This is a genomic window from Bacillus sp. AR8-1 (genome assembly GCF_008042345.1).
In the GTDB taxonomy this organism is placed as follows: Bacteria; Bacillota; Bacilli; order Bacillales; family Bacillaceae_G; genus Bacillus_A; species Bacillus_A cereus.
This window is the reverse complement of record NZ_QNUB01000004.1, coordinates 41204-61316: the sequence shown is the minus strand read 5'-3', so window position 1 is coordinate 61316 and position 20113 is coordinate 41204. Positions and strand designations below refer to the sequence as shown.

Genomic DNA, 20113 nt, shown 5'->3' with positions numbered 1-20113 from the left:
GCAAAATTAAAAATGAGCCCAGTACAATACCGGACTCACTTTTATCAAGCTGCCTAATGAAATAACCGTGTCTAACTTTTAGGGGTCACTTCAATTGCAGCTCTTTTTATTAAAGGGGATGATAGAATGGGTTATACATATACAGTAATGAAGCAAGAAGAAGCGGAGGAAATTGCGTATAACTGGCATTATGAAGGGAAATATTCTTTTTATGATATAGAGGCAGATGAAGAAGATTTAGCTGAATTTTTACATGGTGAGAGTAGAGGAAATCATACATTTTCTGTGAAGCAAAATGGCATTCTCATTGGTTTTTTTACTGTTTGTAAAATGAATGATGGAACGGTTGATATAGGACTTGGAATGAGACCTGATATAACTGGCAATGGATTTGGTTTACAGTTCGTGAATGCTGGACTAGCTTTTAGCAAAGAAAAATACGGATGCAAATATATAACACTATCAGTAGCGACATTTAATGAGAGAGCGATAAAAGTGTATAAAAGGGCGGGATTTGAAGTGGTTGGAACGTTTATACAGAAAACAAATGGTAGTTGTTTTGAGTTTTTGAAAATGAACTATATATGTAAACGTGATTAAAAAACAGAGGGATCTTCTGTTTTTTTATTTTGATTTAGAAATATATGATACATATTTTTTTACTTGTTGTAATTGAGGGTTTTGAAATTTTGGTAAAGGATGTGTATGATAGAAGTTTAGTAGCGAATAGTAGGTTTAGCAAGGAAAGGTAGAGGTAGTATGATTACAATTAAAACGAAAAATGAAATAGATTTGATGCATGAATCTGGAAAATTACTTGCTTCATGTCATAAAGAAATTGCGAAAATGATAAAGCCAGGTATAACGACGCAAGAGATTAATACGTTTGTTGAAATGTATTTAAAAAAGCATGGTGCCACATCTGAACAGAAAGATTACAATGGTTATCCATATGCGATATGTGCATCTGTAAACGATGAAATGTGTCATGCGTTTCCGGCCGATGTTCCTTTAACTGAGGGTGATATTGTAACAATTGACATGGTAGTAAACTTAAATGGGGGTCTTTCAGATTCTGCTTGGACGTATAGAGTTGGAAAAGTTTCTGATGAAGCAGAAAAGTTGTTGCTAGTAGCTGAGAATGCTTTATATAAAGGGGGTGATCAGGCGGTAATCGGTAATCATGTAGGAGACATTGGCTATGCAATTGAAAGTTATGTAACAAATGAAGGTTTTTCTGTCGCAAGAGACTTTACGGGACATGGAATCGGTAAAGAGATTCATGAAGAACCAGCAATTTTTCATTTTGGGAAACAAGGACAAGGGCCTCAGTTACAAGAAGGGATGGTGATTACGATTGAGCCGATTGTCAATGTAGGTATGCGATATTCGAAAGTAGATTTAAATGGGTGGACTGCACGAACGATGGATGGGAAATTATCAGCTCAATATGAGCATACACTTGCGATTACAAAAGATGGGCCAATCATTTTAACGAAGTTGTAATTGGAAATGAAAGAGTTTACAAAACTCGAACGAAAATAGTAGTTTTTAAAAATTCGTACGTGTTTTTTCGATAAATGCTTTTCAAAGTATAAAAAGTGCGTTATAATCCTTCTATAAAATAAATAGTTAGCTACACTCATATAATCGCGGGGATATGGCCTGCAAGTTTCTACCGAAGTACCGTAAATACTTTGACTATGAGTGAGGACGAATATAATTGCTTGTTTGGCATTCTTTTTTGCGAAACTCCAAAAGCGCGTCTCTCACTTGTAACGAGTGGTGGCGGCTTTTGGAGTTTTTTTATTGCATAAGAGGGGGAACAAACATGAAAGTATTACAAGAAAAGATTTTGAATGAAGGAAAGGTTTTATCTGGTGATGTATTAAAGGTGGATGCATTTTTAAATCACCAAATTGATCCAGTACTTATGCAAGAAATCGGAAAAGAATTTGCTAAACGTTTTAAAGAAGAGAACATTACAAAAATCGTGACGATTGAATCTTCAGGCATTGCACCATCTGTTATGGCTGCATTAGAGCTTGGTGTAAAAGTAATCTTTGCAAGAAAACGTAAATCGTTAACGTTACAAGATAATATGTACGTTGCAAACGTATATTCATTTACAAAACAAGAAACAAATGAAATTTCATTATCTCGAAATCATATTGATGAAAATGATCGCGTGCTAATCATCGATGACTTTTTAGCAAACGGTCAGGCTGCTTTAGGTTTAATGAGTTTGGTAGAGCAAGCAGGAGCAAGTATTGCAGGAATTGGAATTGTTATTGAAAAAGCATTTCAAGATGGAGGAAAGAAGCTTCGTGAACAAGGCGTTCGTGTTGAATCACTAGCAGAAATTGCATCACTTGATAACGGCACAGTTACATTTGTACAGCAAGAAACTGCGGAGGTGAAATAAACGATGAAGCAGCATCCATTTAAAATTGCATCGCTTGGTATGCAACATATGCTTGCAATGTATGCTGGAGCAATTATCGTTCCGCTTATTGTGGGCGGTGGACTTGGTTTAAATCAAAAAGAATTAACATATTTAGTCTCAATTGATTTATTAATGTGCGGCGTTGCAACAATTTTACAAGCATTATCAAATCGCTTTTTCGGTATTGGACTTCCCGTTGTACTCGGTTGTACATTTACAGCCGTTGGACCGATGATTGCGATTGGAAAACAATACGGTGTGTCTTCTATTTATGGAGCAATTATTGCTGCTGGGTTATTCGTTGTTATTTTTGCGAAATTATTTGGAAAGCTTGTAAAACTATTTCCACCTGTTGTAACAGGATCTGTTGTTACTGTAATTGGAGTTACACTTGTTCCAGCAGCAATTAATGATATGGCTGGCGGAGTAGGAAGTAAGGATTTCGGTAGTCTTGAAAATTTAGCATTAGCATTTGGTGTGTTACTATTTATCATCATTATGTATCGTTTCTTTGATGGATTTATTCGTTCAATCTCTATTTTACTAGGTCTATTGTTCGGTACAATCGTTGCAGCGTTTATGGGGAAAGTAAGCTTGCAAGCGGTTGGAGAGGCTGATTGGTTCCATGGTATTCAACCATTTTACTTCGGTACACCAACATTTGAATTAACACCAGTTATTACGATGATTCTCGTCGCTTGTGTAGGGATTGTAGAAGCAACGGGTGTATACTTTGCATTATCTGATATTTGCAATAAAAAAATCGGTGAAAAAGAATTAACAAAGGGCTATCGAGCAGAAGGATTAGCGATGGTGTTAGGTGGTATTTTCAACGCGTTCCCATATACAACTTACTCTCAAAACGTAGGACTTGTTCAATTAACTGGAGTAAGAAATCGCGTTATTATTTATACTTGCGGTGGTATGTTAATCGTTCTTGGATTCATTCCTAAAATCGCAGCTATTACAACAATCATTCCGAAATCAGTACTTGGCGGTGCTATGCTCGCAATGTTCGGTATGGTAATGGCATATGGTATTAAAATGTTAAGTAGCGTTGATTTTGGCAAACAAGAAAACTTATTAATTGTTGCATGTTCTGTCGGAATTGGGCTTGGGGTTACAGTTGTTCCTACATTATTCTCACAACTTCCTGAAAACATTCGTATTTTAACAGATAACGGAATTGTACTTGGAAGTGCGTCAGCAGTACTTTTAAATATCGTATTTAATATGGTGCCGCAGCGTAAAGTGAAAGTAAAAGAAGAGCCGGTGTCTATGCAAAGTGCAGTAAGAGAAGCGTAAAAAAGCAAGGTCTCGTTATGAGACCTTGCTTTTCTTTTTAAGTGGCATCATTTTCCCGTAAGTACCAAGACGCCAAATGTACTCAAGTGGTCCGTATTGGTAATGTGAAAGCCACCAGCGGCTAATAAAGATTTGTAACGTGTAGAAACTAATGCAGAATAGTGGTCCAACCCATAGTGGAGCCAGATAATCATTTTTAAACAATAGCCCGAATACAAGTAATGTAACAATTGTATGCGAGATGTAATTTGTTAATGCCATTCGTCCAACGTATTGGAATGGACGTAATAACGTTTGCCATTTTTCTTTTTGTAATAAACGCATTAACGTGACAATGTAGAAGATGAACAATGTCTTTCCGCTTATCATCGTAATGCCCATAAGTGAAAATGGTGTGTATGGTTGATTGTTCATAAAGAAGTAAACCATAATAAACCACATCGGTAATGTTAAAATGAACATAATGATTTGCCATTTTTTAAGTTTTGGATCTAATTCCTTAGCACGGCGGAAAATGTCTTTTTTACCGGCATATAATCCGAGTAAAAACAATCCTAGTGTTTCAGAAAGCATAATAAGACTGTTACTTATTGCTTCAGAATAGAATGAATAGAATCTGTCTGTAATTTGTAAGCCCCAGTTTTCTAACGGCATAATGGCTATGGAAAGGCCTAGTTCATCTACCGGCACTAATAACATGACAAGAGAACCTAATAATGTGAACAATTGCATGAAACTTAATAGTACAATTGACCATATTAAAATAGTACGTGTCTTTCTTTTGTAAAATAAAAATAAGAAAAACCCGGTAATTGCATAAGTATGTAAAATGTCACCGTCCCATAAAAGAACGTAATGTAAGAACCCGAATAATAATAAGATAAGTAAGCGGCGAACAAACAAAGTTTTTGGACGATCGGTCTTCGCCTCAGCACGATTCATAAAAATATAAAAACCTAATCCGAATAAAAACGAAAAAATTGTATAAAATTTCGTTTGAATAAACATATCGTAAAATAGGCGAATATAGCTGTCTATCCCTTCGTAAATTCCTGTAATATCACGTGAGTCAACCCCGGCAATAATTGGCCAGTTAACAAGAAAAATACCTAATACAGCTATTCCTCTAATAATATCAATGGAGTGTATCCTCTCGCCTTGTGTGAGATTTTGTGTCATTTTTTTCCTCCTTGTTAAGTAATTCCCTTTTATTATACAAAATGTAAGATGGAGGGGATAGGGGATATTTCCATTTTTTTAAACTGTTAAGTTATGTAGGATGAGATATAATAAGAGTGCACAACAAGTTTTAACCTTTTTCAAAACAGGCAGTAAAGCTCCTTCTTATAAGGAGCTTTCTTTATGAAAAGTGTTGATAATGATTCTCTTTAATGATAAAATGTATTCAAAAGTGATAATCATTATCAAAAAAAGGTTGGTGCATGAGTATGGTATATGCATTAGTAGCAGGTACAGTTGCTGTATATGCAGTTATTGCAAAGTATGTTTTAAATGGAGTAGGAACAGCAAAATGAGTGATATGACATAAAATCCCTTTCATTTGTAAAAAGAATGAAAGGGATTTTTTATTTTTAATGAGAATATGCTGAAAATTTAGTATGATAGTAAAGTGAAACTGTAATCAATGGGTATGTGTAACTCTCACTGGTTATGAGCTCGCAATTAGCGGGGAAAAGTATATACATCTTGGATAAAGGGGAACAAGGGGATGACAAACATAGTACAGACAAACGGTATGAAAAAACTTGTTTGTTTTTATGAAGAGTGGCAAAAACACGGCGATGCAGAGAATAGCTTAAAGTTGTTTGAAGTAATTCAAAAATATAAACGAGAGCAGCTTATGATAGCGTTCTGCGGTCACTTCTCAGCAGGGAAATCAACGATGATGAATCATCTATATAAAGCGCAGTTGTTACCAACAAGCCCAATTCCGACAAGCGCTAACGTCGTTAAAATTGAAAAGGGATTTGATCGTGTTGTTGTAACAATTAAATCTGGAGAACAGTACGAATATGACGGTGCATATTCAGCAGAAGAATTAAAGCAAATTTGTAAAGATGGCGATGAGGTAATTGGTGTTCATATTTATCGGAATGATGCACCAATTCCTGAGGGTGTTATGTTAGTTGATACACCAGGGATTGACTCAACAGATGATGCCCATCAACTAGCGACAGAATCAACGCTACATCTAGCAGACGTAATTTTTTATATGATGGATTATAATCACGTCCAATCGGAAGTGAATTTGCAATTTGTTAAAGAATTGAAACAACGTAATAAAACGGTTTATCTCGTTGTAAATCAAATAGATAAACATAAAGAAAATGAATTATCATTTGAGGATTATAAAGATAGTGTGAAACAATCGTTCTCTAACTGGGATATTGAAGTAGATGGAGTTTATTATACGTCATTACGAATGATGAACCATCCACATAATGGAATTGGAAGCTTAGAAACATTAATTACTTCTATTATGAAAGAAAAAGAGCAGTATGTAAGAGAGGGAATGGAGCGAGAAACAGAACATTTAATGGGAGAACATTTCTCGTTTATTGTTTCTGAAAATGAAAAAGCTCTTTTGACATATGAGGAAGAGTTAGCATCACCGCTTTTGATTTCAGAAATAGTTGAAAAGAAAGAAGAGCTAACGGAAACTAAACATCGCGAGGCTAGTAAAGAATCTCATGTGAGAAACGAATTTATAAAAGGTTTACAAGCTATATTAGATAACGCGTATTTAATGCCATTTGAAATGAGAGAATTGGCAAATGCATATTTAGAAACGAAATTAACAAAGTTTAAAGTTGGTTTGCTATTTGCGAAAGGAAAGACGGAGCAAGAAAAACAAAGACGTGTAGAGGCGTTTTATTCTGCCCTTCAAAAGACTGTTGAAACGCAACTTGATTTTCATGTGAAAGAATTTATTGTAGCCTTCTTAAAAGAAGAAGGATTGTTCACGGAGGAAATTGGGAAAGACATATATGCTTTAGAAATCGCTTTTGGACCAGAAATGTTAGCTGAAGTCATTAAACAAGGTGCAGGTTTCACAGGTGATTACTTACTTCTTTATACAGCGGATGTAGCGAATGAACTGAAGAAACGTTATTTTACAAAAGCACAGCAAATTTTTGATAAAAGTGCAGTTGTTTTAAAGCAAAAAGTGAAGGAAGCAGTTGCTCGTATGGAAGAAGAGATTGAAAAATATACGATGTTGCAAACGGCAAAAGAGACGGAATTACAATACAGTAACAATTTAGAGACATATGAAAGTTATTTACAAAATGTTTGGCACGAGCGTGTTGCTACACCAGAAGGATTGCAAATAGAGGAGATATTGCAACGTGAAAAACAAATTGTTAGTGAGAAATTCATACTACAAGAGCAGGAAATGGTAAATGATAACGTAGTGGCTCATGAAGAAGAGATAAAAGGAACGGCAGCTTTAAATATTCAGCGTATATTAGAGAAAGTGAAGAAAGCTGAAATGATATTAGAGCCATTGCCAGCGCTGAAACATGTACAGCAAGAGGTGATAGAAAAAAGGCGTCGTGTGGAAACGAAACAATTTACAGTAGCGTTATTCGGAGCTTTTAGTGCTGGGAAATCATCATTTGCCAATGCCTTACTTGGTGAGAAGGTACTTCCTGTATCACCAAATCCGACGACGGCAACGATTAATCAAATTTTGCCGGTTACAGAGGAAAAACCACACGGAACAGTAATGGTTCAATTCAAATCAAAGCAAGCTCTATTAGAAGATATGAAAGCTGTTTATAAGCTGTTTCATTATGAGATTACTACGTTAGATGAGGCGTTAGCACAAATTGATAAAGTTATGAAATATCCTTCACCGACTGGGAAGCAAAAAACAACATTTAGCTTTTTACGAGCGGTACAAAAAGGGTATGATGCAGTTTCTACTTATTTAGGAGAACAAGTACAAGTCACATTAGAAGAGTTCTCTGATTATGTAGCGAATGAAGAAAAATCATGCTTCGTTGAGTATATGGAGCTTTATTATGATTGTGCTTTAACAAGGCAGGGAGTAGCGCTTGTAGACACACCTGGAGCGGATTCTATTAATGCTCGCCATACGGATGTTGCATTCCAGTATATTAAAAATGCAGATGCTATTTTATTTGTAACATATTATAACCATGTATTCTCTCGTGCTGATCGTGAATTTTTAATTCAGCTTGGGCGTGTAAAGGATACTTTTGCCCTTGATAAAATGTTCTTCTTAATTAATGCGGCGGATTTAGCAGAGTCTGAAGAAGAACTTGAAATGGTAAAAGGTTATATCGCAGATCAGCTACTGCAATACGGTATTAGAAATCCGCGTTTATTTGCAATTTCAAGTTTATGTGCGCTTGAAGAGAAACAAGGAAAGAATGTTGAAAAAGAGAAGTATGGTATTTTACAAAACTCTGGAATTACTAAGTTTGAGGAATCATTTACGTCCTTTATGATGAGAGATTTAATGCTTGTTTCTGTGCATGCTCTATATGGTGCGTTGCAAGGGGCAGATCAACTTTTAGTAAACATGATAAATGGTGCAAAGCAGGGGAATGAAGAGAAAGAGAAGCAAACGAAAAAATATGAAGCAGAGCGTGATCAACTACTTCATATTATTTCATCATATAGTGTACTTGCTGAAGAACAGGCGATGCAAAATGAAGTGAAAGAGTTGCTTTATTACGTGCAACAGCGTCTATTCCTACGTTATAACGATGTGTTTACTGAATTTATTAATCCGGCGTCACTTCGAACGGATGGAAATGTGAAAACACAATTGCAACAGTGTGTTATGGAATTAGTAGCATTTATTCAGCATGATTTATTACAAGAAATGCGTGCGACATCATTACGTCTTGAAAAATGGATAGACGAAGCGATGAAGCGTGCAAAGGACGAAATTGTAGTGAACTGTAAAGTAGAAAATCAATCAATTTCTATGAATGGAACAGTTGAGTATGAATATAAAGATATTACACATAAAGAACCGTTCCCTTCAGTTGAAATAAAAGATTTCAAAAAAGCACTGGCACATTTTAAAAATGAGAAAAGCTTTTTTGAAAAGAATGACAAAGCTTTTATGCAAGAAGACGCTAAATCTGTATTAGAACCGCTTGTATCAAACTATGTAGCCGATGAAAAAGATTTATTTGTCCATCATTATAAGCAAGAATGGGATATGAAGTGGAACTTATTCCAAAAAGTGATGCAACAAGATGTAATGAACTATTATGAAAGTATATTGTTTGCATTGGCTGAAACAATCGATGTATCTCTATATGAACAAAGTAAAGAACAATTGCACAATCAGTTAGTAGAGATTGAAAAAGAAATTTATGTTATATAGTCGTTATGAGAAAAAGATTCGTTCAATTTTCTTTTGCAGTACAGTATCTAAAGATTTGACAAATCCAGCAAATTCATCGGTAGAAATCATATGAGTAAGAACGAGTCGTCTGCCATCTGGTGTTTCACCGCATAAGACGAATGAAGAAAATTCGTATGTTTTATTTTCAACTACTAATTTTGGATAGGAATACGTGTCGCTTTTCTTCTTCTTTCCATCAATAGAGATGACGTTGCATTTTTTCTCATTGTTGTCCATGGTGAATCCCTCCTTTCTATTATTTATGGTAGACAAGGAGGGTTTAGAACAATAGAGATGGGGGGATTTTTTATGTCTTTTGTAATAGAACGTATTTTAAAAGAGGCTATACCGAAGTCTTTATTGCTACTTGCTGATCCAAGTGAACGGCAAATAGCTATATATGTACAAAGAGGGTTAACATACGTAGCAAAGCAAGGGGATAGCATCATCGGTGTGTATGTTCTTTTGGAAACAAGGCCGAAGACGATGGAAATCATGAATATTGCGGTTGCAGAGCATTTGCAAGGAAAAGGGATTGGGAAGAAGCTATTAAGGCATGCCGTAAAAACTGCTAAAGGATATGGTATGTCAAAACTTGAAATTGGTACAGGCAATTCTAGTGTTTCACAACTTGCTTTATATCAAAAATGTGGATTTCGTATTTTTTCTATTGATTTTGATTACTTTTCGAAGCATTATGAAGAAGAGATTATTGAAAATGGCATTGTATGCCGTGATATGATTCGGCTTGCAATGGAATTGAATTAGAACGTATAACTTATTTAGGGGGAAGAGAAGATGGAAGTACATAAAGCAATTACAGCACATTCTCGTAAACAAAATGAAAGTGTAAAAGCATGTTTACAATTAGATGCGCAGCGTGAAGCAGCTATTGAAGCAGCCGTATCTCTTGCGTCAAATGGGAAAGAATTTTCGGTTGATGTCATTAATGTTGTAACAAAGCAAATTAATGATCTTGCAAAAAATGGTGTTACCTTGCAGCGTAAATATGTTACAGAAGAAATGGTTATGGAGTATGTAAGTCGTTTACAAGAGAAAGAAGGTCGTTAAAGATGATAGTTACAGTCGAATGGTTACGTGAGCATATAGAAGATGAGAACGTCCGTGTAATCGATTGTCGTTTTGATTTAGCGAATCCTAATTGGGGTAGAAAAAAGTATGAAGAAGAACATATTCCTCATGCGTTATATTTTGATTTGAATTTAGATTTATCAAGTCCTATAGCAGAACATGGTGGCCGCCATCCGTTGCCAAGCATTGAAGAGTTTGCGGACAAGCTTTCGGAGGTTGGTATTGATGAACATACGACAGTAATTGCGTATGACAGTCAAGCTGGTGCAAATGCTGCTCGTTTATGGTGGTTATGTAACTATGTAGGACATGAGAAAGTATATATATTAGATGGTGGTTTCCCGGTTTGGAAAGAGAATGGACTACCGACAACAACGGAAATTCCTGTTGTTATACGAAAAACATTTAAAACAAACATACAAGATCATATGCTTGTATCGATGGAAACAGTAAGAGAGAATATCCAGGCAGGTGCAGATGTTACGTTAATTGATTCAAGAGAGCCAAAACGTTATGCTGGTGTAGAGGAACTTGTCGATCATAAAGCAGGACATATTCCGACAGCAACAAACTATTTTTGGAAGGATGGAATGTTGCAATCAGGACAATTTAAGAATGAAGCTGAGCAACAAGAACGATTCCAAAATCTGTCGAAAGATAAGGAAACTATTGTATATTGTGGTTCTGGTGTTACGGCATGTCCAAATATCATTGCGTTAAAATTGGCTGGATTCCAAAATGTTAAATTGTATGCAGGTAGCTGGAGTGATTGGATTTCTTATCCAGAAAATCAAATTGCAAAAGAAGAAGATTAATCACTTGCATGCAAAAATAATTTGTATTAAAATAAGGTCACAAGCAAGAGATTGCTCGAAAAACTTTGTATTTTACACATTGGAAACAATGTGATAATATAACGACAAGTAAATAATACATCCTGCGGTGTACGTAACTTATTTATGTCTAAAACCGATGTTAGTTATACGGAAGCTCAATATTTAGCGACCATCATCAAGCCTTCCTTGTGGAGGAAGATGTACGGTAACTGTGAGGGCATCCACCTGCGAGTAGCGGGTTTTTGGACATTTACGAGGAGCGGCACGTGCGGGGGTCTTATTTCAACTAACCTTATATAAAATTCCTACGGTGTACGTAGCTTATGCATGTCTTAAACCAATAAGTTTAATATGGAAGTTCAATATTTAAATGTAGCTAACATGCCATCTTTTTAAGAAGGAAGTTACAAACATTTGTGAGAGCATCCACCTGTGAGAGCAGGTTTATGGACATCTAGAGAGAACGGCATATGTGGGGCTATATAAAAACCTTACGTTTTATACGTAAGGTTTTTTTGTTGCATAGATATATCAATATTATCTTGATTCACCTGTGAAGTTTCCGTAATAAATGTAGCACTTTCTGTCTTCATCAATCTCTCTTGAATCCAAGGAGAATTCCATAGACATGCCGTCTCGCTGAATATATATAATATCTGAATGAAGAGATGGTAAAATTTCTTCGTAGTTCCATACATCTTGACTATCTACTAAGCTTGAACTCGTTTCACTTAGTTCTCTAATTTCAAAACCGATGTGGGAGTATGTAGGGTCTGAAGGGTCATTGGCGAAAACTTCTTTTTGAATATAAATAACTGCTGTTCCGTCTGGATCAACCGAAGTTGCAGTAACAACATAAGTATTTTTCTCTTTAATAAAATATTCACAAGTCATGCGTGCGATAATTTCAGAATTAGAAATATTGGCGTAGTTCCATAAAGCAGGATACCCTTTCGTTTCATCATTAAGTCGATATTCTAAGCGCATTTAATCCCTCTTCTTCCTTTTTCTTCTACTTTATCATGCCATCCTATATAATAGGAATAGAATTTAAAAAGGGGAGTGCGAAGGTGACAAAAACGAAATGGCTAGTAGGTGGTGTCGTAACGTCTTTAATGACTGGCACTTTATTTGGCTGCGCGCAAGATCTTCCCCCAAAACCGAATGATAATAGTTGTTCTGATTGGGATTGGGATGATGAACTTGGGGTATGGCAGTGTGATGATAGTAGTTCAGGTTATCGTGGGCATTATTTCTATGGTGGGCGATACTATCAAAATAAATCCACTTTTAAAAATTCATCGGCGTTTAAATCGTATCAATCGTCTGCTGAATTTAAAGGTGGAATTGGAAGCGGTTCAAAGGGAGGATTTGGGGGCTAAAATATGTCGCAATACATAAGGGATCGAAAAGAATTTTATTTAAAATATCCGAATTTTTGGTCGGATTTATATGAATGTGAGTATAGTTTGTTTCATGTTTTTTCTATAACAAATCAGACTTTGGACCAATTACACTTAGCGACTGAACGAATGGGGAAAATATTTTTTAAGACTGCTAGACTGCTGCGTAATTTAAGTGACGAACAGCTTCTAGATCTTGGCTTTCCATCCGCGAGTTTATCATTCATTAGAATGAAAGGGCTTTATCCTGAATCTGTAATTTCGCGATTTGATTTTGCTGTAACAGAGGATAATAAAATCAAAATGCTTGAGTTTAATAGTGATACACCAACTTTTATTGTGGAATGTTTTCAAATGAATGGGAAAGTATGTGAAAATCTAGGCTATGATGATCCAAACTCGGATCAAGAACGATTGCTATCTTCTGGTGTAACGAAAGCAGTAATGGAAGCGACAAAGGGATTAGATAATCCAAATGTTGTTTTTACAGCACATCATGAACATATCGAGGATTGGAATACCACTATGTATTTAAGTCAGCTATGCCATGTTGAAAATAAAGTAGTGCCAATGTCAGAACTTAGAATTACAAAGGGTGCTCTAGTCGATAAAGATGGGGCGAAGATTGATGTTTTATATCGCCAAACATATCCGATAGAAGATTTAATTGAGGATCAAGATCCTGAAACAGGAGATTTGGTAGGTGTGGAACTGTTACAACTTGTAAAAGCCGGAAAGCTTTTTATAATAAATCCTTTGTCAGCATTTTTACTTCAGCCAAAATCAATTCAGTGTCTTATTTGGGGGTTAGCAGAAGAAGAGGTCTTTTATACAAATGAGGAACAACAGTGGATTAAAGAATATATGTTACCTACATATTTAGAACCAGATTTATTTTTAGGAAAAGGTTCTTTCGTTCAAAAACCTTCATTTGGGAGAGAAGGAGATACAATTACGATTCGCGATAAAGACGAAAATATTATGCTTCAAAATGCACACGAAACGTATAAAGCGTCACTGCCGATATTTCAAAAGTATACCGAACTGCCAGTCGTATCCTTGGAAACAGAAAAAGGGATCGAGAAACTGTCATATGTGTTTGGTTCGTTTTTAATTGCTGGAAAAGCGAGTAGTATCGGTATTCGTGCGGGAGAAAAGATTACAGGAAATGAATCGTACTATTTACCGGTAGGTATAAAAAGGAGGGGGAAAAATGATTAATTTTTTATTATATTTAGCAGTAACACTCGGCCTTTTATGTATAGGTCTGTTCTTGATGGAAGTGACAACGAAAGTAAAGGAATTTAAGTTAATGGCTCAAGGAAATAAGGCGGTAAGCTATGTGCTTGGAGGACGATTACTTGGGTTAGCTGTTGTTTTATATTCGACAGCAGCTAATTCAATTTCACTTCTTGATATGATTTCGTGGGGAGCAGTTGGGATTTTGGCTCAAATTATCGTCTTTTATTTAGCTGAGTGGCTTACACCACGCTTTAATATAAACAAAAGTCTCGAAGAAGATAATCAAGCAGTCGGTCTTTTTCTTATGTTTTTATCGCTTTCGATTGGGATTGTAATCGCTGGTTGTATAACTTATTAAAAACTTTACGTTTAAACGTAAAGTTTTTTATTTTATCCCGCTATTTGCCGGGCAGCCCGATTGGTGAGGGCTAATAATCAGTGGGGGATGAACAAAACCCCCACTGATTAAAGTTTCACTTTATATACGTTAGTTTGCCATACCTTTTGAAAAAATTGTAGGCTACTGTTGACATCTATTTTAAATAAGAGTAACATTTTCAATGTAATGAAAATAAGTCTCTGTTAGGTGAGGCTCCTGTATAGAGAAATGCTACTGCCCAAAAATGTCGAGAGACGCCAATGGGTCAACAGGAATGATCGAATTAAGGTTTTTCTTAACGTAGCTGGTAATGTACCTATGCTATACAGTGCTAAAACTCGGCGAGGGAGAGGTCCGTAGATTTCTAATTATATTAGAAATCGTTTATTTGTGTATGTAATGGCCACTACTCTCTTAAGGGTAGGGGTCTTTTTTGTTACCAAGCTATGAGTAATTTCATAGTATAAACTATAAAATTAAACGAGGAGGTGAGGAGCATGTCAAATTCTGACTCGGTTCCGTTACCCATATACTTCAAATCAAAAATATATGATGTAGGCAGGAAACGATTTGTTCCTCCCTCTATATTTATCACAATGTAGCGTTTATAAAGCGCTAGACACTTTCACAGTAAAGTGGATAAATTGAGAAACAAAGCGTTTCTTCCTATGTTGTAAAGGAGGAGACGATAATATGTTATATGCAAACAAAACTGTGGGTAACACGTCATATAAACTAAATAAAAAATCAATAAAAGAACAAACAATGCTCCAAAAAAATAAAGATTTATTAATTGAAATTGCAACAAGAGATGTAAAATCTGTATTTGCATATTTTAAAACAACAAGAGACGGACTATCAATGAAAGAGGCGCAAAAACGTATTCAAGTATATGGCCGAAATGAACTAACTTCAAAAAGAGCAATTCTTGCAGAAGTAATGATGAAGCTTGGTGGCATGATTCCAGGTTTTTCAAAACAACGTGTGTGTGATGAATTACAACGTGAAACGATTACTGTATCTAGAGTAGAATGTTCTAGTAGTACAGGGCTAAATAGTGAACTGAAAATGATGGAGATACCAGTGCAAGAACTTGTACCTGGAGATATGATTTTTCTTTCGGCTGGAGATGCTGTGCCAGCTGATGTACGTATTATTTATGCAGATGATTTATTAGTGAATGAGTCTGTGTTAACGGGAAACGAAGCGAGTATAGAGAAGTTTGAAAGCTGCTATCACCTTGAACGTAAACGATTTATTCCATTAAAACGGATGAAAGATTATAATCCACTTGAGCTTGAAAATGTATGTTTTAAAGGTTCACATATCGTTAGTGGAAGTGCAAAGGCTGTCGTTGTTTCTACTGGAAAAAATACGTATTCAGGCATATTGCATACTTGTTGTAGTAGAACGTCTTAATGTGTTAATGGTGCTAAATATACAAAAACAATGTATAATAGACAAAGTTGAGCAAAAACGTAGAATGGTAATCTATTTATATAACCTTACGTGATAACGTGAGGTTATTATTTTTTTAATAGGAGAGGAATTATGAAAAAAGTATTATTAGTTGATGGTATGGCACTATTATTTCGTGCTTTTTACGCAACAAGTGTCTACGGACAATTTATGAAACGACAAGATGGAACCCCTACGAATGGGATTCATGGTTATATGAAACACTTGTTAACAGCTACGCAAGCGATTGAACCAACACATATCGTTACATGCTGGGATATGGGAAGTACGACATTTAGAACAGAATCGTTCTCGAATTATAAAGCAAATCGTGCAGCGCCACCAGAAGAATTAATTCCTCAATTTGATTTAGTGCAAGAAATGACTGCGAAATTATCCATTCCAGTTATCGGTATGAAAGGCTACGAAGCGGACGATTGTATCGGTACGCTTGCAAAACAATACTGCAATGAAGCTGAAGTTTATATTTTAACTGGTGATACAGATTTACTTCAACTTGTTGATAAGAACGTTACGGTTATGCTTCTGCGTAAAGGAATTGGAAATTACGAATATTACACACCGGAGAAAATCATGGAAGAAAAAGGTGTAGAGCCGTGGCAAATCGTCCATGCAAAAGCTTTCATGGGAGATACAAGTGATAATTATCCAGGTGTAAAAGGTATCGGTGAAAAAACAGCGTATAAGCTTATTCAAGAGCACGGAACAGTATCCGCTGTACTAGAAAATGTAGAATCATTAACAAAAGCGCAGCGTATGAAGATTGAAAGTGATTTAGAGAACTTAAATATTTCGTTGCAATTAGCACAAATTCACTGTGAAGTTCCAATTTCATGTTTACTAGAAGAGGGATTACACACAATGGATGAAGAAAAACTTAGATTTGTTTGTGAAGAAATGAATTGGGGAAGACCTGAAATATTAATAAATATGCTATAAATAGTTTGGAAAGAGGGATGTTGCATAAGTCGAAATTTGACTTGGTGACACCTTCTTTTTGTTTTTGTAAACAGTATTATAGTAAATAAAATTATGTCGAACTCAATTTTAAATATATAAATGTTTCGACAAGATATAATGATAAAAGTTGATGGGAATAGTAATTTTTATAATGAAGTGAATTAATTTCAACATAGTTTTAGAGAGTCTTTTTTTCGTGTTCACAAAGTTGTCAGAAAATAAACGGAATTTTCATATGAAGTTCAAATAGAATTCACAACAATCAATTATTATAAGGACACACAGATAATTCTTTATCTTTTATATAAACCATCCCCCAAGGAGGACAATGAAAATGAGAAAAAAAGTGAGAAAATCTTTTAAACAATTATTAATTGAAAATAAACAATCACTATTAAATAATAAAGAAAATATGAAAGAAATTGAAGAGAGAATTGAGAAACGACATGTAGCATATAGTGGTGCTAGTAATTAAATAAAATAAAAAAGATAGCCTATGTAGGCTATCTTTTTTATTTTATATTGAAAAAACGCTATTCATCTCTTTAATTTTGTAAATATGCAAGAAATTTTTATAGTATTTTTCTATCAATATTACTCATTTTTCGAGGTTGGAAAATATGAAAGAAATTGAAGAGAGAATTGAGAAACGACATGTAGCATATAGTGGTGCTAGTAATTAAATAAAATAAAAAAGATAGCGGCTATCTTTTTTATTTTATATTGAAAAAACGCTATTCATCTCTTTAATTTTGTAAATATGCAAGAAATTTTTATAGTATTTTTCTATCAATATTACTCATTTTTCGAGGTTGAAATTGGTATATACCAATTTTTGAGATTCGCTATTCATAATATTACAAAAAATGTTACAATACACTCAAATTTATACTATAAAATCATTTTAATATGAAAAATTGGAATGAAAAGAAAGGAGAGGAATATGAATAAAGATGTCGCTTTGAAATGATTATTATCATTTCATTAGGAGTTGATGTAAAAAGATGAAGAGATACGAGGAATTGGATTCTATAAGAGGGATTTCTTCATTAATAGTAATGATCGGTCATCATTTAATGATTTTTTCAGCATTTCAAAATTACAGCTATGAAGATAATAAACCATTTGTTGTGTATCTATTAAAAGAAACGCCTGCTCGTCTTATTTTTAGTAGTGGTAACGAATCTGTTATTATCTTTTTTGTTTTGAGCGGATTTGTTTTGTATGAATCTATTCAAAAAACCTATAGTAGCTATGGGTCATACCTTTTAAAACGTATATGCAGAATATATATTCCCTATATTGTGGCAATAATTATAGCTATTATATGCCAAGCTACAATTAGTGAATATGGTATTTCTTATTTAAGTGAATGGTTTAATCGCTCATGGACGATTGAAAGTTCTCCAAGCTTAATAGCGCAACATATTTTATTGGTTGGGAAATATAATACAGATGCATATAACGGTGTGATTTGGTCACTTGTCCATGAAATGCGAATATCAATAATTTTTCCGTTAATTTTGATGATTTGTTTACGAAAAACGTTAAGGTGTTCATTACTATTATTGTTTAGTTTTAGTATATGTTCTGTCGTAATATTATTTTTGTTTCGCTCGGGCTTAACATTAACAAGCTATGCATTAACATTGCATTACACGGTGCTGTTTTTACTAGGAGCACTAGTTGCGAAGTATAAAAATAATTTAATAGTTTTTTATAGTAATTGTACTAAAAACACGAAAATTGCATGGTTTTTATTTGCGATTTTACTTTTTATGTATGAAGGGCTTATTGGAGAAATGAAAGTACTCAATAATTTTATATTTCGAGACTACGTAGTGGCGATAAGTGCATGTCTATTTGTCATATTAAGTTTGTCAATATCAACTTTGTCATCCTTGCTACGCAATAAATACTTGTTATATTTGGGGAAGATTTCTTACAGTCTTTATTTATACCATATTATATCGTTGTTTTCCCTTATATACATGTTCCATGAAATATTACCGTTGCCTATTATTTTAATTTTTTCACTTATATTTTCGTTTATACTTGCAATACTTTCGTATATATATGTAGAAAAATTTGCATTCAGAGTCGGAAAGTATGTAACAAAACAAGTGGATAGAAAGAAGAGAGGGGTATCTGTAAAGAGTGACTTGCAGGATGTTATTCAGAAAAGGGCGGTGAAATAATTGAAGCAAGAAATGAGTATAAAAGATTTTCAACAATTATTGAAAAGAAGATTCGTAACGATTATTTTAACGATGTGTTGTTTAACCGCTTCTTTAGTTCTTATCTCTATGTATGTTTTAAAGCCGTCATATCAATATTCAACGCAAATTCTTGTTGGGAATTTAGATGAGTTTAATAAGGAAAATTCAACAAATAAAACACAAGAAAATAAGCAACTAGTAACATCGTATGTTGATATTTTAAAAAGCCCATTAATTATTTCAACAGTCAAAAAAACTTTGAAATTAGAGCAATCAAGTTATGAATTAGCACAAAAAATCTCGGTAGTGAATACGGACAATTCACAAATTGTAACTGTTACAGTAAAAGATTCCAATCCGAAAGTCGTGAAAGACATTGTAAAGACATTGGCAGAGCAATCACAACAAAGTTTTCAACAGTACACAAATGTACAAGGTGTGAAAGTGTTGACGGATCCTGAGTTACAGGAACAGGCTGAAAAATTGTTTCCGAAATTTCAACTGATCATTCCTATTTCTTTAATTGTTAGTTTTTTTGTTGGGATAGGTTTAGCTGTATTTCGAGATTATTTTGATGAACGTATATACACGGAACAAGATTTAGAGAAAATAACAACAGTCTCTGTTATTGGTCACATAAATGTGAAACCGAATAGAAAACAGAAATCTACAGAGATTGATAAACAATCATCTATATATCGAGGTGAACATGTCGATGTTTAGGACAAAGAAACAGCTGCCATTCGATTTGCATGATGATCTGATGAAAGAGCAGTTTTATACGGTGTATCACGATCTGAGAAAATCTGGAAAACAACTATTCACAGTTAGTTCAACGAAGGACAGAGGGGTTGTTGCCTCACTTATAGTAAATATGGGTCTAGTGTTTGCAGAAATGAAGAAAAAGGTGTTACTTATTGATGTGAATTTTTCTGACCCTAAATTACATGTATTATTACAAAGTGATCACATGATAACCGTAAACGATATAATAAGCTCTTTCCCCTGCAATTATGAATCTTTTTCTAGTAATTTGTCTAAATACTTATATTGTATTCCTGCAAAAAAAACAGTACACACAGGGACGCCCTTAGTTGCTATGGATGAATTTGATAATGCGATTGCTAAGTGGAAAGAAGATTTTGATTACATTTTCTTTTATTCTTCTGAAGTATTTGATCTTCCTGCTACGCACATTATTGCAGAGAAATGCGATGGAGTGGTCTTAGCAGTTAAAAAGCGAAAAGATTCACTACGTACAGTGCAAAAAGTAATAGCGGATATAAATAGGAAAGAATGTGAATTAATAGGTATAATTTTATATTCTTGAATGTGGGGGTAA

General features: G+C 34.5%; 20 protein-coding genes, 2 other RNA genes, 1 pseudogene and 2 riboswitches. Of the genes and pseudogenes, 20 read left to right on the top strand and 3 right to left on the bottom strand.

Annotated features, from left to right (window positions below; genetic code table 11):
* Positions 1-126: 126 nt before the first annotated feature.
* The 4 genes from DN400_RS01380 to pbuX all read left to right on the top strand — a co-directional run bounded on the left by DN400_RS01380 (position 127) and on the right by pbuX (position 3751).
* Positions 127-600, top strand: a complete 474-nt coding sequence (locus tag DN400_RS01380; protein WP_044307512.1) for a GNAT family N-acetyltransferase — start codon at positions 127-129, stop codon at positions 598-600.
* A 159-nt stretch (positions 601-759) separates the two neighbouring features.
* The gene (locus DN400_RS01375; RefSeq protein WP_063546938.1) at positions 760-1506 is read left to right on the top strand and encodes a type I methionyl aminopeptidase; all 747 of its coding nucleotides are present in this window, start codon (positions 760-762) and stop codon (positions 1504-1506) included.
* 116 nt (positions 1507-1622) lie between these two features.
* A riboswitch (purine riboswitch) is annotated at positions 1623-1724 on the top strand.
* 107 nt (positions 1725-1831) lie between these two features.
* Positions 1832-2425: a xanthine phosphoribosyltransferase gene (locus DN400_RS01365; protein ID WP_000866496.1), complete on the top strand. Its 594-nt coding sequence runs from the start codon at positions 1832-1834 to the stop codon at positions 2423-2425.
* A 3-nt stretch (positions 2426-2428) separates the two neighbouring features.
* Positions 2429-3751 carry a xanthine permease PbuX gene (gene pbuX / locus DN400_RS01360; protein WP_000809230.1) on the top strand — a complete coding sequence of 441 codons (1323 nt, stop codon included), beginning with the start codon at positions 2429-2431 and terminating at the stop codon, positions 3749-3751.
* 15 nt (positions 3752-3766) lie between these two features.
* On the opposite strand, the gene DN400_RS01355 is transcribed toward pbuX, so the two are convergent.
* Positions 3767-4930 (bottom strand): DUF418 domain-containing protein, encoded by a 1164-nt coding sequence (locus tag DN400_RS01355; RefSeq protein ID WP_065228544.1) that lies wholly within the window; start codon positions 4928-4930, stop codon positions 3767-3769.
* A gap of 550 nt (positions 4931-5480) precedes the next feature.
* Between DN400_RS01355 and DN400_RS01350 the strand changes: the two genes are divergently transcribed.
* Positions 5481-9140 (top strand): dynamin family protein, encoded by a 3660-nt coding sequence (locus DN400_RS01350; protein ID WP_147801487.1) that lies wholly within the window; start codon positions 5481-5483, stop codon positions 9138-9140.
* A gap of 3 nt (positions 9141-9143) precedes the next feature.
* Here the strand turns inward: DN400_RS01350 and DN400_RS01345 are convergent, their stop codons facing one another.
* Complete coding sequence (locus DN400_RS01345; RefSeq protein WP_000369740.1) at positions 9144-9398, bottom strand: DUF3931 domain-containing protein; 255 nt, start codon at positions 9396-9398, stop codon at positions 9144-9146.
* A 72-nt stretch (positions 9399-9470) separates the two neighbouring features.
* On the opposite strand from DN400_RS01345, the gene DN400_RS01340 reads away from it, so the two are divergent.
* From DN400_RS01340 to ssrS (DN400_RS01320), 5 genes are all read left to right on the top strand, one after another.
* Positions 9471-9929, top strand: a complete 459-nt coding sequence (locus tag DN400_RS01340; protein WP_065228546.1) for a GNAT family N-acetyltransferase — start codon at positions 9471-9473, stop codon at positions 9927-9929.
* A gap of 30 nt (positions 9930-9959) precedes the next feature.
* The gene (locus DN400_RS01335; protein WP_000451820.1) at positions 9960-10232 is read left to right on the top strand and encodes a YpbS family protein; all 273 of its coding nucleotides are present in this window, start codon (positions 9960-9962) and stop codon (positions 10230-10232) included.
* 2 nt (positions 10233-10234) lie between these two features.
* On the top strand, positions 10235-11068 hold the full coding sequence (locus DN400_RS01330; protein ID WP_000637582.1) for a sulfurtransferase: 834 nt from the start codon (positions 10235-10237) through the stop codon (positions 11066-11068).
* Positions 11069-11184: 116 nt separating this feature from the next.
* Positions 11185-11367: non-coding RNA, 6S RNA (gene ssrS, locus DN400_RS01325), on the top strand.
* A 21-nt stretch (positions 11368-11388) separates the two neighbouring features.
* Positions 11389-11572: non-coding RNA, 6S RNA (gene ssrS, locus DN400_RS01320), on the top strand.
* Between the two features lie 54 nt (positions 11573-11626).
* Here the strand turns inward: ssrS (DN400_RS01320) and DN400_RS01315 are convergent.
* Positions 11627-12076 carry a hypothetical protein gene (locus tag DN400_RS01315; RefSeq protein ID WP_001235522.1) on the bottom strand — a complete coding sequence of 150 codons (450 nt, stop codon included), beginning with the start codon at positions 12074-12076 and terminating at the stop codon, positions 11627-11629.
* 83 nt (positions 12077-12159) lie between these two features.
* Between DN400_RS01315 and DN400_RS01310 the strand changes: the two genes are divergently transcribed.
* The 10 genes and pseudogenes from DN400_RS01310 (at position 12160) to DN400_RS01270 (ending at position 20101) form a co-directional block, all read left to right on the top strand.
* A complete protein-coding gene (locus DN400_RS01310; RefSeq protein ID WP_000169030.1) occupies positions 12160-12471 on the top strand; it encodes a hypothetical protein in 312 nt (103 codons plus the stop codon).
* A 3-nt stretch (positions 12472-12474) separates the two neighbouring features.
* Entirely contained in the window at positions 12475-13713 is a 1239-nt protein-coding gene (locus DN400_RS01305) for a glutathionylspermidine synthase family protein (protein WP_065228547.1), read from the top strand.
* Positions 13706-14092 (top strand): DUF350 domain-containing protein, encoded by a 387-nt coding sequence (locus DN400_RS01300; protein WP_000606862.1) that lies wholly within the window; start codon positions 13706-13708, stop codon positions 14090-14092. The genes DN400_RS01305 and DN400_RS01300 overlap by 8 nt, the downstream gene beginning before the upstream one ends.
* A gap of 213 nt (positions 14093-14305) precedes the next feature.
* Positions 14306-14471: riboswitch (M-box (ykoK) riboswitch) on the top strand.
* 335 nt (positions 14472-14806) lie between these two features.
* Positions 14807-15532 carry a P-type ATPase actuator domain-containing protein gene (locus tag DN400_RS01295; protein WP_000964944.1) on the top strand — a complete coding sequence of 242 codons (726 nt, stop codon included), beginning with the start codon at positions 14807-14809 and terminating at the stop codon, positions 15530-15532.
* A 132-nt stretch (positions 15533-15664) separates the two neighbouring features.
* A complete protein-coding gene (locus DN400_RS01290) occupies positions 15665-16531 on the top strand; it encodes a 5'-3' exonuclease (RefSeq protein WP_147801486.1) in 867 nt (288 codons plus the stop codon).
* Between the two features lie 355 nt (positions 16532-16886).
* On the top strand, positions 16887-17027 hold the full coding sequence (locus DN400_RS01285) for an FbpB family small basic protein (RefSeq protein WP_001228048.1): 141 nt from the start codon (positions 16887-16889) through the stop codon (positions 17025-17027).
* Between the two features lie 139 nt (positions 17028-17166).
* A pseudogene (locus tag DN400_RS29725) lies at positions 17167-17235 on the top strand (FbpB family small basic protein); the annotation flags it as partial.
* Between the two features lie 321 nt (positions 17236-17556).
* Positions 17557-18750 (top strand): acyltransferase family protein, encoded by a 1194-nt coding sequence (locus DN400_RS01280; protein WP_147801485.1) that lies wholly within the window; start codon positions 17557-17559, stop codon positions 18748-18750.
* Positions 18751-19494, top strand: coding sequence for a YveK family protein (locus DN400_RS01275; protein ID WP_000807062.1), 744 nt, complete (start codon positions 18751-18753; stop codon positions 19492-19494). It abuts the gene before it with no gap.
* Positions 19481-20101, top strand: coding sequence for a CpsD/CapB family tyrosine-protein kinase (locus tag DN400_RS01270; RefSeq protein WP_147801484.1), 621 nt, complete (start codon positions 19481-19483; stop codon positions 20099-20101). The genes DN400_RS01275 and DN400_RS01270 overlap by 14 nt, the downstream gene beginning before the upstream one ends.
* Positions 20102-20113 lie beyond the last annotated feature (12 nt).